Annotated in this window: 18 protein-coding genes, 1 tRNA gene and 1 pseudogene; 9 read left to right on the top strand and 11 right to left on the bottom strand. The window is 68.2% G+C overall.

Going from position 1 to position 21379, the window contains the following annotated elements; genetic code table 11:
• Window positions 1-38: 38 nt before the first annotated feature.
• The 5 genes from D472_RS0109025 to D472_RS0109005 all read right to left on the bottom strand — a co-directional run bounded on the left by D472_RS0109025 (window position 39) and on the right by D472_RS0109005 (window position 7054).
• Window positions 39-1283 (bottom strand): SWIM zinc finger family protein, encoded by a 1245-nt coding sequence (locus D472_RS0109025; RefSeq protein ID WP_017604155.1) that lies wholly within the window; start codon window positions 1281-1283, stop codon window positions 39-41.
• The gene (locus D472_RS0109020; RefSeq protein WP_026117518.1) at window positions 1280-4150 is read right to left on the bottom strand and encodes a DEAD/DEAH box helicase; all 2871 of its coding nucleotides are present in this window, start codon (window positions 4148-4150) and stop codon (window positions 1280-1282) included. The genes D472_RS0109025 and D472_RS0109020 overlap by 4 nt, the downstream gene beginning before the upstream one ends.
• Before the next feature lie 25 nt (window positions 4151-4175).
• On the bottom strand, window positions 4176-5096 hold the full coding sequence (locus tag D472_RS0109015; protein ID WP_017604153.1) for an alpha/beta hydrolase: 921 nt from the start codon (window positions 5094-5096) through the stop codon (window positions 4176-4178).
• Window positions 5097-5228: 132 nt separating this feature from the next.
• Window positions 5229-6065, bottom strand: coding sequence for an ABC transporter permease (locus tag D472_RS0109010; RefSeq protein ID WP_017604152.1), 837 nt, complete (start codon window positions 6063-6065; stop codon window positions 5229-5231).
• Window positions 6062-7054, bottom strand: a complete 993-nt coding sequence (locus D472_RS0109005; RefSeq protein ID WP_017604151.1) for a daunorubicin resistance protein DrrA family ABC transporter ATP-binding protein — start codon at window positions 7052-7054, stop codon at window positions 6062-6064. Before D472_RS0109005 ends, D472_RS0109010 begins: the two co-directional genes overlap by 4 nt.
• Before the next feature lie 692 nt (window positions 7055-7746).
• On the opposite strand from D472_RS0109005, the gene D472_RS29490 reads away from it, so the two are divergent.
• Window positions 7747-8001 carry a hypothetical protein gene (locus D472_RS29490; protein WP_083903419.1) on the top strand — a complete coding sequence of 85 codons (255 nt, stop codon included), beginning with the start codon at window positions 7747-7749 and terminating at the stop codon, window positions 7999-8001.
• A gap of 262 nt (window positions 8002-8263) precedes the next feature.
• Complete coding sequence (locus D472_RS0108985; protein ID WP_017604147.1) at window positions 8264-9100, top strand: TetR/AcrR family transcriptional regulator; 837 nt, start codon at window positions 8264-8266, stop codon at window positions 9098-9100.
• Here D472_RS0108985 and D472_RS0108980 read toward each other — a convergent pair.
• Window positions 8995-9315 (bottom strand): hypothetical protein, encoded by a 321-nt coding sequence (locus D472_RS0108980; RefSeq protein ID WP_026117517.1) that lies wholly within the window; start codon window positions 9313-9315, stop codon window positions 8995-8997. The genes D472_RS0108985 and D472_RS0108980 overlap by 106 nt on opposite strands.
• 141 nt (window positions 9316-9456) lie before the next feature.
• Here D472_RS0108980 and D472_RS0108975 point away from each other — a divergent pair.
• A pseudogene (locus tag D472_RS0108975) lies at window positions 9457-9585 on the top strand (transcriptional regulator); the annotation flags it as partial.
• 104 nt (window positions 9586-9689) lie between these two features.
• Here D472_RS0108975 and hisC read toward each other — a convergent pair.
• Window positions 9690-10772, bottom strand: coding sequence for a histidinol-phosphate transaminase (gene hisC / locus D472_RS0108970; RefSeq protein WP_017604145.1), 1083 nt, complete (start codon window positions 10770-10772; stop codon window positions 9690-9692).
• A gap of 108 nt (window positions 10773-10880) precedes the next feature.
• On the opposite strand from hisC, the gene D472_RS0108965 reads away from it, so the two are divergent.
• On the top strand, window positions 10881-11582 hold the full coding sequence (locus D472_RS0108965; RefSeq protein ID WP_017604144.1) for a hypothetical protein: 702 nt from the start codon (window positions 10881-10883) through the stop codon (window positions 11580-11582).
• A gap of 21 nt (window positions 11583-11603) precedes the next feature.
• On the opposite strand, the gene D472_RS0108960 is transcribed toward D472_RS0108965, so the two are convergent.
• Together D472_RS0108960 and D472_RS0108955 are read right to left on the bottom strand one after the other, a co-directional pair.
• Window positions 11604-12446, bottom strand: a complete 843-nt coding sequence (locus D472_RS0108960; protein WP_017604143.1) for a MauE/DoxX family redox-associated membrane protein — start codon at window positions 12444-12446, stop codon at window positions 11604-11606.
• 3 nt (window positions 12447-12449) lie between these two features.
• Entirely contained in the window at window positions 12450-13412 is a 963-nt protein-coding gene (locus D472_RS0108955; protein ID WP_017604142.1) for a hypothetical protein, read from the bottom strand.
• Window positions 13413-13646: 234 nt separating this feature from the next.
• On the opposite strand from D472_RS0108955, the gene D472_RS0108950 reads away from it, so the two are divergent.
• The 5 genes from D472_RS0108950 (at window position 13647) to nshR (ending at window position 17444) form a co-directional block, all read left to right on the top strand.
• Entirely contained in the window at window positions 13647-14174 is a 528-nt protein-coding gene (locus D472_RS0108950; protein ID WP_017604141.1) for a SigE family RNA polymerase sigma factor, read from the top strand.
• Between the two features lie 217 nt (window positions 14175-14391).
• A tRNA-Ser gene (locus D472_RS0108945) sits at window positions 14392-14478 on the top strand.
• Between the two features lie 219 nt (window positions 14479-14697).
• Window positions 14698-15264 (top strand): hypothetical protein, encoded by a 567-nt coding sequence (locus tag D472_RS0108940; RefSeq protein WP_017604140.1) that lies wholly within the window; start codon window positions 14698-14700, stop codon window positions 15262-15264.
• A 94-nt stretch (window positions 15265-15358) separates the two neighbouring features.
• On the top strand, window positions 15359-16510 hold the full coding sequence (locus D472_RS0108935; RefSeq protein ID WP_017604139.1) for a glycerol dehydrogenase: 1152 nt from the start codon (window positions 15359-15361) through the stop codon (window positions 16508-16510).
• A gap of 112 nt (window positions 16511-16622) precedes the next feature.
• Window positions 16623-17444 carry an NshR/TsnR family 23S rRNA methyltransferase gene (gene nshR / locus D472_RS0108930; RefSeq protein ID WP_017604138.1) on the top strand — a complete coding sequence of 274 codons (822 nt, stop codon included), beginning with the start codon at window positions 16623-16625 and terminating at the stop codon, window positions 17442-17444.
• A 40-nt stretch (window positions 17445-17484) separates the two neighbouring features.
• Here nshR and D472_RS25125 read toward each other — a convergent pair whose 3' ends face one another.
• A complete protein-coding gene (locus tag D472_RS25125) occupies window positions 17485-19452 on the bottom strand; it encodes a M3 family metallopeptidase (protein WP_017604137.1) in 1968 nt (655 codons plus the stop codon).
• A 133-nt stretch (window positions 19453-19585) separates the two neighbouring features.
• Complete coding sequence (locus D472_RS0108920) at window positions 19586-21148, bottom strand: type 1 periplasmic-binding domain-containing protein (RefSeq protein ID WP_017604136.1); 1563 nt, start codon at window positions 21146-21148, stop codon at window positions 19586-19588.
• Between the last annotated feature and the right edge of the window lie 231 nt (window positions 21149-21379).

The raw sequence follows: 21379 nt of genomic DNA, 5'->3' as shown, positions 1-21379 counted from the left end.
CCCTTACCCTCCCGTCCGCCGAAGGTCGCCTGTGCGCGTCATTGGAGACCGTCCTCGGCCAGCAGTTCCGCCAAGACAGCCGCGGGGTCCGTGTCCGGCGGTCCGGCCGGGAACCAGGCCTTGCCCTCCTGCCGGTACGGGTACCACTTCAGGTCCCGGCCGTAGCGCAGCTGCACTCCCCGGTTCTTCACCGTCCACCGGTTACGCCAGACCTGGATGTCCGGCTGTTCCTCAGGGACCCCGTCATCCCAGGCCTGCTCCATTTCCGTACGCGCACGGGCCACTTCCCACCGGTCCGGGGTCCAAGACGTCTCCAGAGCGTCCAAACCATCGCCTCCGCCGTACCGCCACGCCGACGCGGCCGTCGCGATGTCCCCTGGGAACCTCTTTCCCAACCGTTCCGCGAGAGCCGGATCATCATTCGCGGCGACCATCCGCACGGCGTCTCGCCACTCGTCCAGCTCCCGCTCGAAGGTCATGCCGTCGACTGCGGCGACGGCCTCGAACGCGCGGGCCGACGTGTCGAAGACCAACCAGTCCAGCCTGGCCGGTTCGGCCTCCTCCGTTTCGTACCCGTGGTAGGACGGGAACGTCCCGACAGCGGTCGCCTCCGGTCGTGGCGGCGGCTCCGGCAGGGCGGGAACGCCCACCGCGAAAGCGTCCTCGGCGGGCACGCTCTCATCCGCGGCGGCACCCTCCTCCTCGGCGGCGTTCAGCTGACTGATCTCCTCGACGAGTTCGTCCTCGGTCCGGCCGCGCAGGAGCAGCAGAACGAACGGGTCCTCGTCCAGGAGACGCGCCAGCTGGTAGCTGAGCGCCGCGGCGTGCTTACAGGGCAGTTCGAAGTCGAGGCACGTGCACTCCGGGTCGAGGTCGCCCACGCCCGGGAGCAGCCGTACGTCGGCTTCCTCCGCGTCCTCCGCCACCTCCTTCGGCATCTTTCGTTCCAGAAGATCGGCGGTGTGCCCGGCCTTGACCGCGACCTTTTCGAGGAAGCGGCCCCACTCGTCCTCGGAGAACTGGTCCAGCAGGACCACGGCCTCCTGTGCGCCCTCCTCGTCGAACACCGTCGCCGCCGCGCGCCCAGGGCTGACCGTGACGGTGCCGACGTGCCCGGCGGCGGCGTATCGGCGCCCTTTCTTCAGCGGAACCGGATCCAGGGCGGTGTCGACCATGGCCTTGATCCACGCGTTGCCCCACCAGCTCTGCGCGAAGCGCTTCCCCTTCTTGTAAGCGGGTTTGGGCGGAAAGGACTTCGCTCGTTCGTCGTACTCCGTGCTCATCGCGTGTGATCCTCCAGTTTCACGAGCCCGGCCAGCTCCGTGTCGGACAGCTCACTCAGCGCCGCCTCACCCGAGGACAGCACCGCGTCGGCCAGGTGTCGCTTGGAACGGAGCATCGAGGCGATACGGTCCTCCAAGGTCCCCTCGGCGATGATCCTGTGCACCTGGACCGACCGGGTCTGGCCGATCCGGTAGGCGCGGTCAGTGGCCTGTTCCTCCACCGCCGGGTTCCACCAGCGGTCGAAGTGCACCACGTGCCCGGCACGGGTGAGGTTGAGCCCGGTGCCCGCGGCCTTGAGGGACAGCAGGAACACGGGGACCTCACCCTCCTGGAAGCGCCGGACCATCCCCTCCCTCTTCGACACCGGGGTTCCGCCGTGCAGCAGCTGTGCTGGTAGGCCGCGTTCCCGGAGCCTGGCCTCGATGAGCCGGGCCATCGCCACATACTGTGTGAACACCAGCACCGCGTCGTTCTCGGCAACGATCGTCTCCAGGAGCTCCTCCAGGAGTTCGAGCTTCCCGGAGCGCCCGCGCAGCCGAGGCTGTTCCTCCTTGAGGTACTGGGCCGGGTGGTTGCAGATCTGTTTGAGCCCCGTGAGCAGCTTCAGGACGCGGCCCCGGCGAGCGATCCCCTCGCTGCCGGCGATCTCGGCCATGACCGAACTGACCGTGCTCTCGTAGAGGTGGACCTGTTCGGAGGTCAGACCCACCGGACGGTCGGTCTCGACCTTGGGCGGCAACTCGGGCACGATGTTCGGGTCGGTCTTGCGCCGACGCAGCAGGAAGGGTCCGACCATGCGGGAGAGTCGCTCCGCCGTACCGGCGTCGCCTTCCTCCTCCACCGGACGCGCCCAGCGCGCACGGAACTCGGCCAGCGGGCCGAGCAACCCCGGGGTGGTCCAGTCCAGGATCGCCCACAGCTCGGACAGGTTATTCTCCACCGGGGTACCGGTGAGGGCCACTCTGGCGGCGGCGGGTATCCCGCGCAACGCCTTGGCCGTGGCGGACAGCGGGTTCTTGACGTGCTGGGCCTCGTCGGCCACGACCAGATCCCACCCGACCCCGTCCAGGCGCTCGGCGTCCAGGCGCATGGTTCCGTAGGTGGTGAGGACGAACCCTTCGGTGGCTTCCTCCAGGGTCCGGCCGGGACCGTGGAACCTGCTGACCGGTGTCCCGGGGGCGAACCGCGCGATCTCGCGCTCCCAGTTGCCCAGGAGCGACGCGGGGCACACCACCAGGGTCGGTGGCGCGTGCGCCGAGCCGCGACTCCGTTTCAGGTACAGGGCGATGAGCGTGATGGTCTTGCCGAGGCCCATGTCGTCCGCCAGGCAGCCGTTCAGCCCGAGCGAGGTCATGCGGTCCAACCAGCGCAATCCCCTGAGTTGGTAGTCTCGCAACGTCGCTTCGAGTTCGGCAGGCTGGACCAAGGGCTCCTCCCCACTGTCCGGGCCGCTGATCCGGTCCCGGAGCGCGGCGAGCCACCACGACGGGTCGACGTCCACCCACTCCGGACCGGTCCCGCCATCGATCTCGATCCCGCCGAGCAGCGCGGCGCCCAGCGCGCGCATAGGCGTCTGGGGTTCCAGTTCCCACTCGCGCGCTTTGCGGCCCAGTTCCATGGGGAGCAGCAGCCAGCGGTCCTTCAGATATACGAAGGGCCGGTCAGATTTGGCCACGTAGGCCATGTCCTCGTCGTCGAGCCTGTCGCCGTCCACGTACAGGCGCCAGTTGAGACTGACCCGGTCATCACCGCGGAAAAAGGCCGCGGGGTCCGCGGGTGCCGAGTCGCGTACGCCGATCTCCGCGCGCGCCTCCAGTATGTGGGCGATCTCGTCGGGCCACTGGATCTCCACCCTCGCCTCGTCCACACTGGCGGCGTCGTCGCCGACGAGGCGGAGAACCTCGTCATCGGACAACTCCAGCTCATCAGGGACCGAGTGATCGAGCAGCCGTTCCAGGGGCGCCCACGCGACCGCCGCCCGTCGGATGGCCATGATCGCGTGGAAACGCCCTTGCGGCCCGAACCGGTCATCGCCGCCCTCCCAGAGGTCGACGGCGTCGACGATGACAGTCGGGTCGGCGAGGCTGCGCGTACGGACCACGGCGCGTACGGGTGTGCTCCCCCCGCCTCGTTCCAGCGCGTCGACACCACCGGGGATCTCGAGGCGCAGGGAGATCCGCACACCGACGTCCTGACCGATGGCGATACTGTCGGCCCAGTCGCGCAGCTCTTCGGAGGGCTGGGGTTCCAGGGCGGCGAACGGCTTCCCGCCGGAGATCAGCTCAGCGATGGGCGTGCGTGGCATCGTGTCGGCGATGGCGTCCAGGCACAGGCGAAGCAGCCCTTCCGCGCGGTGGAGGGCTACCGGCGCGACACCCACCACTGGAACCGCGCGGGCCCGGGCGGGCATCGCGGCGGCCAGTTCTCTGATCCGTTCCATGTCGGCGATGTCCAAGGGTCCGAGGCGCCAGGCGTCGAAACCGCCGTCCGACACCCCCGGCAGGAGGCGGCCGCGCGCCACCAGGTCCAAGGCGATGAGGCAGGCCGCTCCCCAGAAGGCAGCCGACGGGTCCGGGTTCCGCTCCCCGTACGCGTACCGCGCCCTGATCAGGGTGGTCAGAGCGTCCGCGACCGGGATCCTGACCACCGGTACGCGCCGCACACGGACGCGGCCCCGGTCGGGCTCCGCCACGTCGAGCTCCCCCGGTTCTCCCACCCGCGCGGGAAGTGCCGTGCCGTCGGGCCGCCAGAAGGCGAAGCGCCCGTCGCGCGGTGGGTCCGCGGCCTCGAACACCACAGCGCAGTCCTCCAGGGCGGGGTGTTCCGACCCGTGTTCGTCCATGTTCTCAGCCGGTGTCCTCACCATCAGTCCCCGTGCCCCTTTCTCGCCGCTAACCAATGTGACGGTCACACCACTCCCGTGCCACGGATAACCAGAGGGGCGCGGTCCGGTGCAGGTTGAGGGCGTGCCCCGTGTCGGGCACGATCACGGCCTCCAGGCGCGCCTCAGGGGGGTACCACCTCGATTCCTGTTCCAGGAACCCAGCGGAGCCGGCGGAGTCGGTTCCGCCCTCACCGCACAGCAGGCGATCGTTCTCACCGACCACGATGAGGACCGGAACCCGGATGGCCGCATTCTCGGTGGGCAGGGGGTAGTCCTCGCTGTACACGTCGGCCGCCTTGGTCCGTTCGTCGGCCGCGATGACCTCGGGATCCGCGGTGGGGGCGTGGTAGAACCACTCTTCACGCATACCGGGTCTGGTCGTGTAGTAACCGGCGTCAACGCCCCGTCCGGCCAACCGGGGGTCCTGGTCCGCCGCGTACAGGGCGGACTCGAACTCCATGAAGGCCGCCTCGTTGGGCTTGCTGCACTCTCCCGTCAGGATGAGGCCGTCGATCGCCCCCGGCTCCCTGACCGCCAGGGAGCGCGCCAGCGTGGAACCATAGGAGTGCCCGACCAGGACGACGCGGCCGAACCGGTACCCGGCGACACCGTTCTCGCGGAGCCGGCTCACGATCTGTGACACCACATGGACGTGTGTCCCCTTTCGGAATCCGCCCGAGGGCGGAAGCGAGCTCTTCTCCCCGGCACCGAACCTGTCCACCGCCAGCGTCGCGTAACCGGCGTCGGCCATGGTCTCGGTGTAGGACGGATGGTCCGGGTCACCGCGCGTCAGCCAGTATTCGCTTCCGTACGTGCCCCCGGGAACCAACAACTGCACGGTGTTCGCGGGTTCCCCGCCGGGGAGGGTCAGCAGCCCCGCGACCTCGTGGTCGCAGGGCAGGCCAGGGGCGAGAGACACACCGATCATGACCTCGAGCGTCGACGGCCTCAGGTCCTGTCGCTCCGTTGATCCAGCAGTGGACATCGGTTCTCCTCGGGTACTGGGGCCATGGCGGTGCCGGACGGTGGCACCGCCATGGCCGGGGTAGAGGTCCGTCAGCTACTGACCGAGCCTTCGGAACCGTTGGACACACAGGGGGAAGAAGATCGCGACGATGATCAGTGGCCAGACCACCGCCATCAGGATCGCGTTCTGCACGATCCAGCTATCGCCGCCCCAACCGGGGTTGCCGAACAGCTCACGAGTGGCGGCGACGGTCGAGGACAGCGGGTTCCAGTCAGCGATCGTGCCCAGCCACAGGGGCATGGTGGCGGTCGCCACGAAGGCGTTGGAGAGGAATCCCAGCGGGAACTCCAGCGTGTGCACGGCCATGATGGCGCTCTCGCCCCGCATGACCAGGCCGACGTAGATGCCCATCCAGACCAGGGAGAAACGGAGCAGCAGGAGCAGCCCGATCCCGGTGGCGGCCTCGCCTGCCGTACCGTTCCACTGCCAGCCCATCAGCAGACCGCATCCGATGAGGAGGAACAGGGTGATGGTGGACTTGAGCATGTCCGCGACGCAGCGGCCGACCACCACCGCGGAAGGCGCCATCGGCATGGAACGGAAGCGATCCGTGACCCCGCGTGAGGCGTCGTGGGCGACAGCGGTAACGGTCTCCCCGATACCGAAGACCATCGCCATGGCGAACATGCCGGGCATCAGGAATTCGCGGTAGTTCCCGCCTCCGGGCACGATCATCGCGCCGCCGAACAGGAATCCGAACATCAGCACCATGACCACTGGGAACAACAGCCCGGCGATCAGCTGCCCGGGTTGGCGCGCCCAGTGGAGGAGGTCTCGGCGTGTGACGGTCCACCCGTCCACGAGCGCCCACCGGAGCCTGTCACCGGCGCTGCGCGACCCGACCGGGGCCGCGATCTTGGTGTCGTTCATCGGACTGAGGCCTCCTGGGCGGTCTCGGAAGTGTTGGAGCTGTCCGTGCCGTCACCGGTGAGGTACAGGAACACCTCGTCCAGGGTCGGACGCCGCAAGGCGATGTCCTCCACAGCGATCCCAGCGCTCTCCAACGCCCTCGCCACCTCGGTGAGCGCCGGGACGCGGTTGTCCACGCCGACACTGACCCGCCGGGTGTCACTCTCGACCGACGACTGTCCGCCGGCCACCCGCTCCATGATCCGCGCGATCTCCTCCAGGGTCTCGGTGTCGTGCGCGACGACATCGATCCGGTCTCCCCCGATCTGAGTCTTCAGGTCCCCGGGGGTTCCCTCCGCGACGACGGTGCCGGAGTCGATCACCGAGATCCGATCCGCGAGCTGATCGGCCTCCTCCAGGTACTGGGTGGTGAGCAGCACCGTCGTGCCCCCGCTGACCAGTCCGCGGACCGCTCCCCACACTTCGTTTCGGCTGCGGGGGTCCAGCCCTGTCGTGGGCTCGTCCAGGAAGAGCACCGGCGGGGAGAGGATCATGCTGGCCGCCAGGTCGAGGCGGCGCCGCATGCCCCCGGAGTAGGCGCTGACCGCCTTCTTCCCGGTGTCGGTGAGCCGGAACTGCTCGAGCAGTTCGTCAGCGCGGCGTCCGGCCCGCCGAGCGCCCAAGTGGTAGAGCCGTCCGAACATCTCGAGGTTCTGGCGGCCACTGAGCACCTCGTCGACGGCCGCGTTCTGCCCCACCAGCCCGATCTGGTGCCGCACCTGAACGCCCTGGGTGGCGATGTCGTACCCGGCGACCCGGGCGCTGCCCTCATCGTGGCGCAGCAGTGTGGTCAGAATGCGCACCGACGTGGTCTTGCCCGCCCCGTTGGGGCCGAGCAGGCCGCACACCGTGCCGCGTCGCACATTCAGGTTGAAGTCCTTCAGCGCCCAGGCCTTGCCGTACCTCTTGCCCAGGCTTTGTGCCGTGACCGCGAACTCGGTCGAATCCAAAGCATCCTCCTCAGAGCCATCAATCGACCCTGCTTGTCGTACGCCGTACAGTACGCTATACGAAACCATGGACACAAGGGATTCCGCAAAAATTCCCGTACGCTGTACGAAGCATGTTCTCGGCCCGCCCTCCACAGACGTTAGGGAGAGGGGCCAGAGGCACACTTGGGACGCGCTCGGCCCGGCCGGCAAGGATCGAACGAAGCGAGTCGGCCCCGGTGAAGGATCGGCCAACACCCGGCACAGAATCGGGTAGGCGGGTCGGGCCGCCCGACCCGCCTCCCACACCACCGGACATGCGGACCACGCACCCGGCGGTTCGTCAGACCGCTCGCCTGAAACGGCGATAGGGCCCGCTCAACGACCGCAGACCAAGGTCGTCCCAGTAGGCGTTGGGCAGTGCCCGGGCGAGAATCCACGAGTTCGCGATCCGCCAATACCCCTTGCCCGAACTGGACTAGTCCCGGGCCTTATGGTCCGGAGCACCACCCTGGTCAGCACGGACGGCCGGCACACCACCGACCTCATGGACCGGCTGGGCCGCTACACCTCCTCCGATACCGGCTGGGGCGGGGTGCCGCTGCGCGATCTGGCACTCGACGAGGTCCGCCACCGGATCCTGGTGTCCGACAACGACACCTACCTGTTCGCCGGTTCCCTGCGCGAGGTCCTGGACCCGCACGGAACCCGCGGTGACGCCGAGACCCACTCCGCGCTGCACGTCGCGGGCACCGAAGGTCCTGCTCCTGGTCGAACCCACCTCGGCCGTGGACGCGCACACCGAGTCCATCATCGCCGAACGACTACACCGGGCCCGGACCGGGCGCACCACCGTGGTCGCGGGCACCTTGCCGCTGCTACTGGCCGCCGCCCTGGTCGCCGCGGCCTTCAAGTCCGTGGCGGTCGCCGACGCCACCGTCTCGGGCTCCTTCATCCCCACTGACTAAGATCCGGCCTATCCGCTCCCGGTCGGCCAGAGGCCGACCGCATCCCGGGAAGCCGCCGACCCCAGCGTCGTCAGCTGGAACTCTTCGGCCGCCTCCCCCAGCTGAGCGGTCACGCGGGAGCTGTTCGGCGACCCGGCGGTAGTCGAGGACTCCTGGATCACCCAGAACGCCCGGCCTCGCCCCCGCCGGTGAACCCCGGTGGCCGGTCCGTAGGGCGTACACTGACCCGTACGCCCTACGGACCCACCACCAGGACGGACCGATGCCCCCGCAGCACAACAAGAGTGGCGATCCCGCGCGCAGCCTGGCCCTGCTGTGGCGCACCCAGGAGCCCGCGAGCCGCCGCCGGGGCAAACCCGAGCTGAGCGTTGACCGGATCGTGGTGGCCGCCACGGAGATCGCCGACGCCGAAGGGCTCGCCGCGCTGTCCATGCGCCGGGTCGCCGAGGCCTTGGGCGTGGGCACGATGTCGCTGTACACCTACGTACCGGGCAAGGGCGAGCTCATCGACCTGATGGTCGACGCCGCCTACGCCGACCTGGACTCCGGCGACCGTTCCGGCGGTTGGCGGGAGCGACTGCGCCGGATCGCCAACGCCAACCGCGACCTGTACATCCGCCACCCGTGGATGCTCCAGACCATCACCACGCGCCTGCTCGGCCCGAACCTCATCGCCAAGTACGACCATGAGCTCTCCGCCATTGACGGACTCGGTCTGAGCGAGGTCGAGATGGACTCCACGGTCAACCTGGTCAACGGTTACGTGGAGAGCACCACCCGGCAGACCCTGGGCGCGGAGCAGGTCGCCCGGGAGTCCGGCATGGACGACGAGCAGTGGTGGCGGACCTACAACCCGCTGCTGGCCGCCCTGATCGACGACTCCCAGTACCCGGTCGCCTCGCGGGTGGGCTCCGCCGTCGGCGCCGCCCACCAGGCGGTCTACGACCCGGACCACGAGTTCTCCTTCGGCCTGGAGCGGGTCCTGGACGGTGTTCAGGTGCTGGTCGACACCCGCTCAGCCGAGCGTTCCGCGGACCCCGCCGCCCCTGCCGCCGGTTCCCCGGAGACCTCCGGAAGCACCGCACGGCCGGCCACGTAGGTCTGGCGCACCGCCCGTTCGGCACCCAGGATCGAGAGGGCGAACAGCACGTCCGAAACCGAACCCGCCCGCTCGGCGCGCCGGGCCATCAGCGGGATGGCCTTCGGGTCCAGGCAGCGGCCGCGCAGCTGGGCCACCTTGTACGCCTCACCCATCGTGCTCAGCAGCGAGAACGTGGTCCCCTCGCCCACGTCGATGCCGAGCCCGACGTGCACCGGGCGCCACGGGTCCTTGGCCTCGTGCAGCGGGAACAGTCCACTGCCCAGGAACGTGTTGGACGTGGGGCAGTGGCTGATGGCGGTCCCGGGTCGTGGCAGAGCCGGAAGTCCTTCTCGCCCCTGCGCACCCTGGTGGACCTGCGCACCCTGGTGGAGGAGGGCCTGGCCTGGCCCCTGCCACCCAACCGCACATTGCAACCCGGCCGCCCTCGCCAGCTCTACCGACTGATCGTGGAGAAGCTGGACAAGGACGCGGCCGGCAAGTAGTTCCCCGCGTTCACACGTACCGCCCACGGGGGCGGGCTTCCATCCGGAGCCCGCCCCCGTTCGCATGTGCCCCCTGAAACACGCCTCGGCCATCGGGCCGAGGGTCAGCGACGCTTGGCGTAGGTGGTGGCCACCGACAGGAACACGTCGTTCTCCTGGGGGGTACCGATACTGACGCGAGCACCCTCGCCATCGAACGGACGCACCGAGACACCGACCGCGGCGCAGGCCCCGGCGAAGTCCAGGGTGTCCTCATCCGCACGCAGCCACACGAAGTTGGCCTCGGTGGGAGGCACCTTCCACCCGGAGGCCAGCAGGGCCTCACGGACACGCTCACGCTCCTGAACGGTGACGGCCACCCGCTCCAAGAGCTCCTCCTCCGCATCCAGGGAAGCGATACCGGCCGCCTGGGCGAGGTGGTTGACCGCGAAGGGCACAAGGGTCTTGTTGACCGCACCGATCACGTGTGGGTGTCCGACGAGGAACCCCAGACGCACGGCGGCCAGGCCGTAGGCCTTGGAGAAGGTGCGCAGGACGGCCACGTTGGGCCGGTTCGCGTACAGGGCGACGCCGTCGGGGACCTTCGGATCGCGAACGTATTCTCGGTAGGCCTCGTCCAAGATGACCAGTACGTGGTCGGGCACCCGGTCCAAGAAGTCGACCAGCTCTCGTTCCCGGACGGTGGTACCGGTCGGGTTGTTCGGGTTGCACACCAACACCATGCGGGTGTTGTCGGTGATGGCTTCGAGCAGGGCCTCGAGATCGTGGGTCTCGTCCTTGAGTGGAACGCGGACCGACGTGACACCGGACAGCTCGGCCAGGAGCGGATAGGCCTCGAAGGAGCGCCAGGCGTAAACGACCTCCACGCCGGCCTCCCCCACGGCTTCCAGGAGTTGCTGGAGCAGACCGACGGAGCCGGCCCCCAGCGCGACGTGTTCCTCCGGCACTCCCAGGTGCCCGGCGAGGCGAGCGACGAGCGCGGTGGACCCCGGATCCGGGTAGCGGTTCAGGTCGGCCGAGGCGTGGGCGATGGCCTCACGCACGGACGGGAGCGGACCGTAGGGGCTCTCGTTGGAGGACAGCTTGATGGAGCGCCCATCGGGACCGACGACCTTACGGCCGGGCTTGTAGGCGGGGATGGTTTCCAGGACCGCCCGCAGATATGGCGATTTCGACTCCGACACCATTGTCCTTCCTCAATACTTTGTGCTATCCCCGCGACACTCTCAGCAATGAGGGGTCCGGGGCGACCACCGCTCCAAGCGGAAATATTGCACAAACCAGGAGATATCACCATGCCTTTCCGTCAATCCACGCGCGCGACCGTGGCCATGTCGGTCGCACTGTTCCTGGCCGCCTGCGGCGGTCAGGAACAGGAGCGGGAACAGAGCGGCGGCCCCGACACGGAGGCCGCGGTGGAACTGCACGAGGCCCAACCACTGAGTGTCAAGGACGCGACCCTGCTGGCCGAGAGCAGTGAGAGCGGTACCTACTCCGAACTTGTCACAGTGCAACACTCCGAACAGGTCCGAGCTTCCACCGAACTGGACAAGCCCGAGTGCCTGGACGCCGCCAACAGCTGGAGCGCACTGGACACGGTGCGTGCGGCCCCCGCGTCCGTGGCCGCCTACGAGTGGGGACCCGGCACCGTGTCGCACATCCTGGTGTGGCTCGACGAGGACACCGCCACCGAGGCCCTGGCCACCGAACCGCCGGAGAGCTGCTCGGAGTACACCGCCACCTACGAGGACGGCAGCAGCTCCGAGTACGGGGTCGATGAACTGGACCTTCCCACCGTGGGCGACGCATCCCGTTCCTTCGTCATCCGGGTCAGCGACGACAACGGCGAGAACCACATGTACACCGTGATGTACCGCAACGGTGGGTTGCTCGGTACCACCTCGATCATGGGAGCGGGCGACCCCGCGGTGTACGAGCGGATGCTCACGGACTTCAGCGAGGCCGCCATCGAACGCCAGGGACAGATGCTCGGCTGAGCGTCGCCCTCAGGATGGTCCTCACGACGTCCCCTGGAAATCGAGGGTGGCGACCGCCCCGGAGGTGGCGACCACCGTGCCGCTCTCACGGTCCACCAGGACCGAGCGCACACCGGTCCGGCGCGGCCCGTCGAGGCGCACCGCGTAGACCACGTCGACATGGCGACCATGGCGCATGCCGTCATAACGCAGGAAACGCCAGCAGCCATGACGCCAGGTGTCCTCGGGTTCCCCACCGAGCATCACCCCCGCGTTGGCGCGCCAGACGTCACTACGGCGCAACCGTCGCAGTGTCCGTCGTGGGGAGACCTCCCGTAGGGCGCACGGTTCGGTGCTGCTCGCACGTGTGAGCATCTCGCGCAGCTCGGGGCTGAGCCAGGCCAACAGGAGCAGCTCCGCCCCGAGCACGACCCCATGAGTCGGGGTGGGTGCGGACACCACAGCCCAACCGATGGGGGCCAGACCGACCGTGGCCGCGGCCGCCACCGCGAGCAGGGAGGCCCGGGTGAGGGTGCGCCACCCGATCGGTTCGCGACTCAATCCACCGAAGCAGCCACAGCCCGCCTCCGGGTCACGTCGCCGGACCACCGACAGCACGACGACGGACACGAGAAAGAGCAGTGCCGTGAGTATCCGGGCCACATCACCGAGCGGCCCGGTGACCGTCAGCAGTGCCACCGCCGCCACCGCCTCCAGCACACAGGTGGCGAGTGTGACGGGACGGCGCCACCCTTGGGACACCAACACCGCGAGACCGGTGCTCTCCGAGCCCGGCATGACCTTGGCGGCCGCTCCCAGGAACAGCAGTACCGCCAACAGCGGCAGCTGAACCTCGCGTAGGGCTTCGAGGATTTCGGGGGACACGACTCATTCCTCTCGGGTCGCCACGGTCATGGTCGCGTTGAAGCAGCCAGCCTCCAACCGCCCGCCCAGGGCGACGAAGGAGATCATGGTGAGGGAGGCGATCCGACCGGCGGCCCCGGGCCCACAGGTCGGACACAGGTCGCAGAACCAACTGTCGGCCGCGGCGCAGTCGATCACGGGCACGACCGCGGTCTCACGGGTGCGGTCGTTGCGTATGCCGAGGGTGGCACCGGTCGACAACAGCGGCACGGGCAGGCATGGGGTACGCCGATCGCATCGACCCTCGTGGCCCGCTCGGTCCAACGCCGGGTAGGCGGCGCCGGGCGTCTGCGCCCGTGGATCCAGGTGCGCGGAGCGCCCCCAGGCCGGGTCGTACCAGGTAGCGATGCCCTCGACGGTCGTGGAGTACTCGTGGACGGGCGGTCGGCGCGGGGTCGCGTCGAGCGGATGGGGCGGTTGGGTGGTGACCGGACGGGACGCCCACACCTCACCACCGCGCCGGACACCGACGGCGTCGAAGAGATAACCCGGTTCCAGCCGCGGGTGGCGGACCGAGATCCGCCCGGAGGCGCGGTAGGGCAGGACCACCGTCAGGCGGGGCCGGCCGTGCCCAGGGTCGATCAGCAACGATTCACCCTCCCGTTCCACGATCACCCCGGTGACCCGGGCGGTCTGGGCCCACACCTGTTCGGCGAGCAGACGCCCCTCATGCGAGCACCGCACCACCGCGTCGTCCCCCGGGCGCAGTTCGGTGGGCCGGATCTCGCCACCCCGCCAGAAGACGGTGTTCCGGTCGTAGAGGAAACGTTCCTCCCCCTGCGGGGTGGCCAGACAGAGCATGTACGAGGTGGCGTCCACGACCACGCCGCGGGCGACGCGGTGGTGGACGGGGGTGGGTTCGGGGACGGCCTCGGGGCCGAGCAGTGCGGTCGTGAAACGCCGTCGATCCCACCCGTCATACGTCATCACCGGCATCTTCTTCGCGCCCCCTGCCACCCGACTCGTCCGTCCGTGGCCCATTGTGACCCGCGGCCCGCTCTACCCCGACACCGGTTGGTTCGAGCGGTTTGTCGCCACGTGACACCGTAATTCCTGGTTGTTTGCGCTCACTATGTGACAGTTGAGGTCAAGAGGCGGACCGAAGCCGCGGTGTACGAAGTGACGTCGCACGACGGGAGTCGGGATGTTCCATGAAGGCCGGTGGTCGACGTGACGGGAACGACCCGGACCCCCAACTCCGAAGAGTTCAGCCGCTACGTGTCCGAGCGCGGCCCCGCCTTGCTGCGCATGGCCCGCTCCCTCACCAACAGCCACGCCGACGCCGAGGACCTCCTCCAAGCCGCGCTGGTCAAGACCTTCCTCGCCTGGGGCCGCATCGCCAACCCCCAAGCCCGTGACGGATACGTCCGCCGGGCCATGGTCAACACCCAGATCTCCGAATGGCGCCGCAGCCGCCTGGACGTCTATCCGACGGACGAGATCCCCGAGCAACGCGTGGACGACCCCACCTGGCGCAGTGACCTGGCCGACGTCGTGGGCCGATCCATCGACCGTCTTCCCCGGCGCCAGCGCGCGACGGTGGTCCTTCGCTACTACGACGACCTCACCGAGGCGCAGATCGCCGAACGCATGGGCGTGACCATCGGCACGGTCAAGAGCACCCTCTCTCGAGCCGTGGAGAAACTGCGCCACGACGCCGACCTCATCATCGAACGCACCACCCTCTGACCCGACATGAGGCTTCCCCTCCTCGTCATCTCGGTCACACCTCGTCTGGTACCCGTACGCGGGGGCACCCCGGCGTCGTCCTCGAACGTCCCCTGCCCGCGCCGTCTCCGGCCTTGAAGGTGAGCGATCCGGTTCGTGTCGATCCGTTCGGCCCGAGGCCCGAGGGTGGGATTCGTTTTGCGCAGGACTGCCGCGCTCTGTAGGCTGGTCGCAGCCAGGAGGATTCGCCTAGAGGCCTAGGGCGCCGCACTGCTAATGCGGTTGGGGAGCAATCCCCTCATGGGTTCAAATCCCATATCCTCCGCCGGTGAGAAGGGGTTCCTGCCCACGTGGTAGGGGCCCCTTCGTCGTTCGGGCACTTCAGCGCACCCCGAGTCCTACCGACGCCCCCGCACCCATCCGAGGTCGGAGGGTCCTCCGGGCGCCCCGACCCCTACGTGGTCGGGCTCTTCACTCCGAGGCACCCGGCTAGAGTCCCTTCATGCGCGATCCTCACCCCCCCTATCTCGGCATCCATGCACGGATGACCCCGCACGCATACCGGCACCCGAAGCGACACGGACGCCTCCTGGGGGCGTTCTCCGGGATTCTCTTCGGTTTCCTCATGGGATCGACCGGCTACGCGATATGGGACGCCTCCTTGCCGGAAGCGGTGCTCACCGCCGTCGGCGCGGCCATCTTCTTCGGTCTCTTCATGGGTCTGTTCCTCGTCCATGCGTTACAGGACACCGCAGCGCTGTACGGCTATCCGATCGGTACTGAACACCGACACGTCGTCGACGCCCACGTGCTCCTGGTATCGGGGCGCCCGGGGCCGGACCCGATCACCAACGAAGTGGCCCGCAAGCGGGCCGAGATGATGTTGGGCACCCCCTACCACCCGAAGACCACGACCGCGCTCTTCTCGGTTCTCTCCCTGGTCCTGTTGGGGACGGCGATCCACCGGTACTCCCAGAGCGGCCCGGAAGCGCCCTTCGTGGTCCTCCTGCTGCTCGCCCTGGGGACGACGCTGGTGGCCACGGTGCTTCTTCCCTTGGACCGGCGAAAACGACGTCGGGCCGCCGCCTTCCTCGACGCCCTGGAGGAGTGAGGCAAAGAAGCGGTGCGACCTCGCCGACGGCACGTTTGGGAAGCCGCCCCAATGGCCAGGGCGGGAGAGAGTGCCGTTCTCAAAGGGGGAAACCATGGCCGAACACACACCGTTGTCACGCGTCTTCGCCTCCCCGGGCCGCTACGTCCAAGGACGGGGCGCGCTGGAGGAACTGGGACCACTGGTGGGCAGGCTGGGGAGCTCACCCCTGATCCTGACCGATGACGTGGTACGGGGCCTGACCGAAGAGATCCTGGAGCGCTCCTTCGAGAAGGCGGGCGTCCGATGCACCTTCGAACGGTTCGGCGGTGTACCCACCAGGGCCGAATCGGAGCGGGTCGCCAAGACCATCCAGCAAGGCGGACACGACGTCGTCATCGGCTTGGGCGGTGGTGCCGCGATCGACGCCGCCAAGGGTGCCGGTGACAACGCCGGCGTCCCGTGGGTGAGCGCGGCGACCGTGGCCTCCACCGACGCCCCTACCTCGGCCCTGTCCGTGGTCTACACCGAGGAGGGCGCCTTCGAGTCCTACCGGTTCTATGACCGCAACCCGGCCCTGGTGGTGGTCGACACCCGACTCGTGGCCCAGGCCCCCACGAAGTTCCTCGCGGCGGGTGTCGGGGACGCCCTGGCCACGTGGATCGAGGCCAGGGCCCTGCGGGGCACCGACGCGGCCAACATGGTGGAGGGTGTCCCCACCAAGGCCGGAACCGCCCTGGCCCGGCTGTCCTGGGACATCCTGTGGGAGTCCGCGCTCCCCGCGTTGGACGCCGTGGATCGGGACCTGGTGACCCCCGACGTCGAAGCGGTCGTCGAGGCCACCACACTGCTGTCCGGCCTGGGCTTCGAGTCCGGCGGACTCGCGGCCGCGCACGCGGTGCACGACGGCCTCACCGCGGTCGACCAGACCCACCACCTGGCGCACGGCGAGAAGGTCAACATCGGATCCCTCACCCAGCTGTTGCTGGAGGGCGCCGCGACCGCCGAGGTGGAGGAGTTCGCCGAGTTCACCGCCCGAGTGGGGCTTCCCACCACCCTCACCGAAGCGGGTCTGGGCGAGGTGGACGACGCGGTGTTGGATCGGGTGGTGGAGGCCGCCATGGCCCCGGAGGAGACCATCCACAGGTTGCCCTTCAGCCCATCCCATCGGGACGTACGGGACGCGCTCCGCGCCGTCGAGGGGCTCGGCCGACGGGTCCGCGAACGTGCGGGGCTGGGCGATCCCCGGCCGCCCGAGCACGCCTGAGGACCTGGCGGGCTCGGGGTTGGTCTCTCGGGGAAGCGTGGCAGACTGGGGAATTCGATCGGCGCTTGGAACCGATCCCATCAACGCAACCTCCGCACACGAGAATGGACCCATGGACGACCTGGAAATCATCGAAAGCGCTTCCGATCCCGCGGTACAGAGGATCCTCGATGTCACCAAGAGTTCCAGGGCCAACATCAAGACCACGCTGATCGAGGACCCCGAGCCCCTGGTCCAGTGCTTGAAGGCCGGTGTGGAGTTCATCGAGGTCTACGGGATCGAGACCCAGCCGCCCACTCCGGAGCTCATGGAGCTGTGCCGGGAGCGGAACATCCCGGTCCGTCTGTTCTCCACCTCGGTCGTCAACCAGGTCTTCAAGGGCGAGCGCAAGCCCAAGAACTTCGGTATCGCCCGGGTGCCCAGGCCGGCACGGTTCAGTGACCTCGCCAGGCGTGGTGGGGACGTCATCATCCTCGACGGGGTGAAGATCGTCGGCAACATCGGCGCCATCACCCGTTCGGCGTTGGCCCTGGGCGCGTCCGGCATCATCCTCGTCGACAGTGACCTGACCAGCGTCGCCGACCGGCGTCTGCTGCGGTCCAGCCGTGGTTACGTCTTCTCGCTTCCGGTCGTACTGGCGACCCGCGAGGAGGCCATCTCCTTCGTCCGCGAGGAGGGCATCCCGCTGCTGATGCTGGACGCCGACGGCGAGGTGCCGCTGAAGTCCCTCGGCGACAGCCCGGAGCGCTTGGCCCTACTGTTCGGCAGCGAGAAGGGCGGCCCCTCACAGATGTTCGAGGAGGCGTCATCGGCGTCGATCTCCATCCCGATGATCAGCTCCACCGAGTCCCTCAACGTCTCGGTCTCGGTCGGCATCGTGCTGCACGAGCGCAGCGGCCCCAACTTCGCGGCCCGTGGGGCCGACCAACGCTAGATGCGGCCCCGCCCCGACCGATGGTCGAGGCGGGTTCCGATCAATTCAGGCCCTTGCGGACCAACAGCGGCTCCATGCCGGGCTCGCGGCCCAGGAAGTCACGGACCGCGTCCATCGGGTCCACGCTGCCGCCCACGGAGAGCACCTTCTGACGGAAACGATCACCGTTCTCCCGGAGCAGGCCACCGTTGGCCTTGAACCACTCCACGCTCTCGGCGTCCAAGACCTCGCTCCACACGTAGGAGTAGTAGCCGGCGCTGTAGTCGTTGGAGAACACGTGCATGAAGTACGAGGTCCGGTACCGGGGTCGGACCAGCGGGTGCGACGCGCCCACCCGTTCCAGGGCCCGCTTCTCGAAGGCCAAGGGGTCCTCCACCTTCGTCCCGTGTTCCAGCCGGTGCCATGACCAGTCCAGCAAGGCGGCGGCCAGGTATTCGAAGGTCGAGAACCCCTGATTGAACTTCTCCGCCGCGGTGAGACGTTCGACCAGCTCGGCCGGTACCGGTTCCCCGGTCCGGTGATGCTTGGCGTAGTTGGAGAGGATCTCCGGCCAGGTCGCCCACATCTCGTTGACCTGGGACGGGAACTCCACGAAGTCGCGCGGCACGCTGGTGCCCTCGACCCTGGGGTAGCGCACCGCCGATAGCAGCCCGTGCAGGGCGTGACCGAACTCGTGGAAGGCCGTCTCCACCTCGTCGAAGGTGAGCAGGGTCGGCCCGGAGGCCGGCTTGGTGACGTTGAGGTTGTTCACCACCACGGGCTTCTCGTCCAGGAGGAAGGACTGGTCGACCAGGTTGTGCATCCACGCGCCGCCCTGCTTGGTGGGGCGGGCGTAGGGGTCCAAGAGGAACAGCCCCAAGGCGGTGCCGTCGTCGTCGAAGACCTCCCAGGTTCGCACGTCGGGGTGGTAACCGCGCAGGTCGGAACGCTCGGTGAAGGTCAGACCGTACAGGCGGGTGGCCGCGTACAGGACACCGTCCTCGATCACCCGGCCCAGCTCGAAGTAGGGGCGCAAGGCGTTCTCGTCGAAGTCGTAGCGGGCCTTGCGAACCTGCTCGGCGTAGTACGGCCAGTCCCACGGCTCGATGTCGTGGCCGGCGTGCTCGGCCAGGGCGGCGGCCTCACGTTCGACGTTGCGACGCGCCGGTTCCACCAGCTGTCCCAGCCGTTCCTCGACCGCGTCGACGGTCTTGGCGGTCTGGTCGGCGACCTTGAAGGCGGCGTGGTCGGGGTAACCGAGCAACCAGGCCTGCTCCGCACGGATCGTCGCGACCCGGACGGCGATCTCCAGGTTCTTTGGGGCGCGCTCCACGCTCAGCTTGTACAGACGCTCCCGAGTGGAACGGTCGGTGAGCTGGGCCAGGGCCGGCTGCACGGTGGTGTTGAGCAGTGGCAGCACGTACTTTCCGTCGTCCTCGATCGCCTGGAGCCACGCTTCATCGAGCCCGTCGAGTTCGGTGACGTCCTCGGTGACCAGGGCGGATTCGGTGGAGGCCCGGACCAGGTCGCGCGAGAACTTCGTGCCGAGCTCGGCCAGCTCCGCGTTGAGCTCACGCATACGCCGCTGGGCGGCCTCGTCGAGGTCGGCACCGGCCTTGACGAAGTCGAGCCGGTAGCGTTCCAAGAGGCGTGTCTCCTCCGGGTCGGTGGTGCAGACCCGCTTGACGCGGTCCCACAGGGCCCGGTTCAGGAAGATCGAGTCCCAGTGTCGGGTCGATCTGGGAGTGAGCTCTTGTTCGAGTTCCTGGATGGCCTCGGTGGCGTCCGAGCCGGCCAGGGTGTGCAGGACGGTCTCCACCCGACGCAGGGTCCGGCCGGAGCGCTCCAGAGCGGCGATCGTGTTCTCGAAGGTGGGCTCCTCGGAGGTGGAGACGATCGCCTCCACCTCGGCGAGGTGTTCGGCCACCCCTTGGTCGAAGGCGGGCCGGTAGTGCTCCTCACGGATCTTCGCGAAGTCGGGCAACCCGTAGGGCAGGGTGCTCGGTGACAGGAACGGGTTGGCGGTCAAGGATCGTACTCCTCGTTCATCGGCGCCGGATCACGGCGTTGGACGTGGTCCATGGACACGGCCCTTGGGGCGTCCGTGCCGTTCTACCGTGCGCCACGGCACCTGTCACACGACCGGGCCGGGCGATGGCCCCTCAGGGCGCGGCCTCGATCTCGATGACGTGCGGATCCGCTTCCGGTTCGGCGCTCTCGTCCAAGGGGAGTTCGACGATGGGGACGTACCTGCCGATGGCCTCTCCCGCGCCCTCCGGACTGTAGTTGAGCGTGCCACCGCCCACCCTGACCTGGCTCTTGGCGGTGTTGAGCAGCATCAGACGGGCTTGGACCGCCGCTGCGGTCGGCGTCTTGTGCTCGTGCCCCTGTTCGTTGGTCATCCGGATGGCCGATGCGGCCACGGCGACGGCGTCGTGGTTGACCAGGGCGTAGCCGTTGCGCAGACCTTGGGGCTCCTCCCCGTTCACGTCGAGATGCTTCTTGTAGGCCTCGCTGAAGGCCGGGTAGCCCTCCGGGACGTCGGGAGAACCGGCGGGAGCGGTGTTCCAGCGGGTGTCGACGCCGGACGCGTACACCAGGGTGATGTCCTGCTCCTCGATGAGTCTCATCTCCTGCTCCTGGTTGAGCATGCTCATCCCGGTGGCGACGAACAGGATGCGCATGGGGCGCTCGCAGGAGCTGAAGCTCAGTCTCTCCAAGAACACGTCCAGGTCCGGGGCGCGGCCGGCGAAGAGGACCGTGTCCGCGTCGGTCGCGCAGACGTTACCGGCCACGTCGGAGAACAGACCGGGCGGCGGAGGATCGACGATGGTGGTACCGGCGTAGGTCTGGACGGAGCGTCCCTCGGTGTACATGTGGAGGTGCTCGTCGTAGGCCCGTTTCAGGGTGGAGACGAACAGGTCCGGCTCGGTCTGGTCGTGGACGATGACGGCGCGGGCGGGTTCGTCGAGACCGTCGAGATAGGTCTTCAGTGCCTTGACGTACTCGTTGTTGCTGGGGGCCACCCGGATCACCCCGGCCAGGGCCGGCTCGTCCTCGGTCCCGGCGTCGTCGATACCCTCCGGGCCGTGCGCGAATCCGTCCGCGGTGACCGCCGAGGAGATCATGGGGATCTCGTGTTCGTGGAGGGCCTTGGCGACCTTTCTGGTCGAATCGATGCTCACACCCAGGCCGGTGACGGCCACGAGCGGGCGTTCCTCGTCTTGGGACATGGTGATCAAGTCGTCGACGACCTGCCGCCAACCCTGTTGTTGGCCGCCCATGTTGGCCAACAACAGTTGAATCCTGGGGCTCCGGTCGCCGAAGGCCCCGGTGTGGTTGGCGCGCATCTGTGCGGTGTAGGCGCCTTCCAGGGAGCTGTTCATCCGTGCGGTGTCCATCGGACCGGCACCGTCGAAGCTCAGGGTGCCGAGAAAGGCCACACGGACGATGGGCAACCCGTCGTCCTCCCTGTCGATGCGCTCGTTCTCCTCCTCGATGAGTCCTTGAACCTCGGTGAAGGCCTCGTGGAAGACGTAACCGCCTTCGGTGACACCGATGCACCGCCCCTGGATCTCACGAACCCCGCTACCGGGTCCGCCGCAGGTGAAGCGATCTGCCAGCGAGAGGGCCGTCGCCATGACGGCGAGGACGAGTACGGCCGCGGTGCTCAACAGCAGGACCCTCTTCCGGTTCCAGCCACCTGTGCCGGCAGGGTCGGCCATCTCCGGTCACCTCTCCTGGTTCAGTACTCATCGAAGACTTTGATGCGCGATTTCAGACGACATATGAGAAAAGCAGTCTTTCGTAACTCAGGAGTTACAAGAATCCATCTATATATTATGAAAAATCACCGGCATCACCTTTGTCAACCAAAGTGATAATGGGGACTTAACTCCTGAACCACTCATACCCTCCACCTCACTTCTCTCGGGCACCCCAAGGCCATGCCCACA

This window comes from Nocardiopsis alkaliphila YIM 80379 (assembly GCF_000341005.1).
Classification (GTDB): Bacteria; Actinomycetota; Actinomycetes; order Streptosporangiales; family Streptosporangiaceae; genus Nocardiopsis; species Nocardiopsis alkaliphila.
The sequence above is the reverse complement of the archived record's forward strand: the minus strand, read 5'-3'. Positions and strand labels throughout refer to the sequence as shown.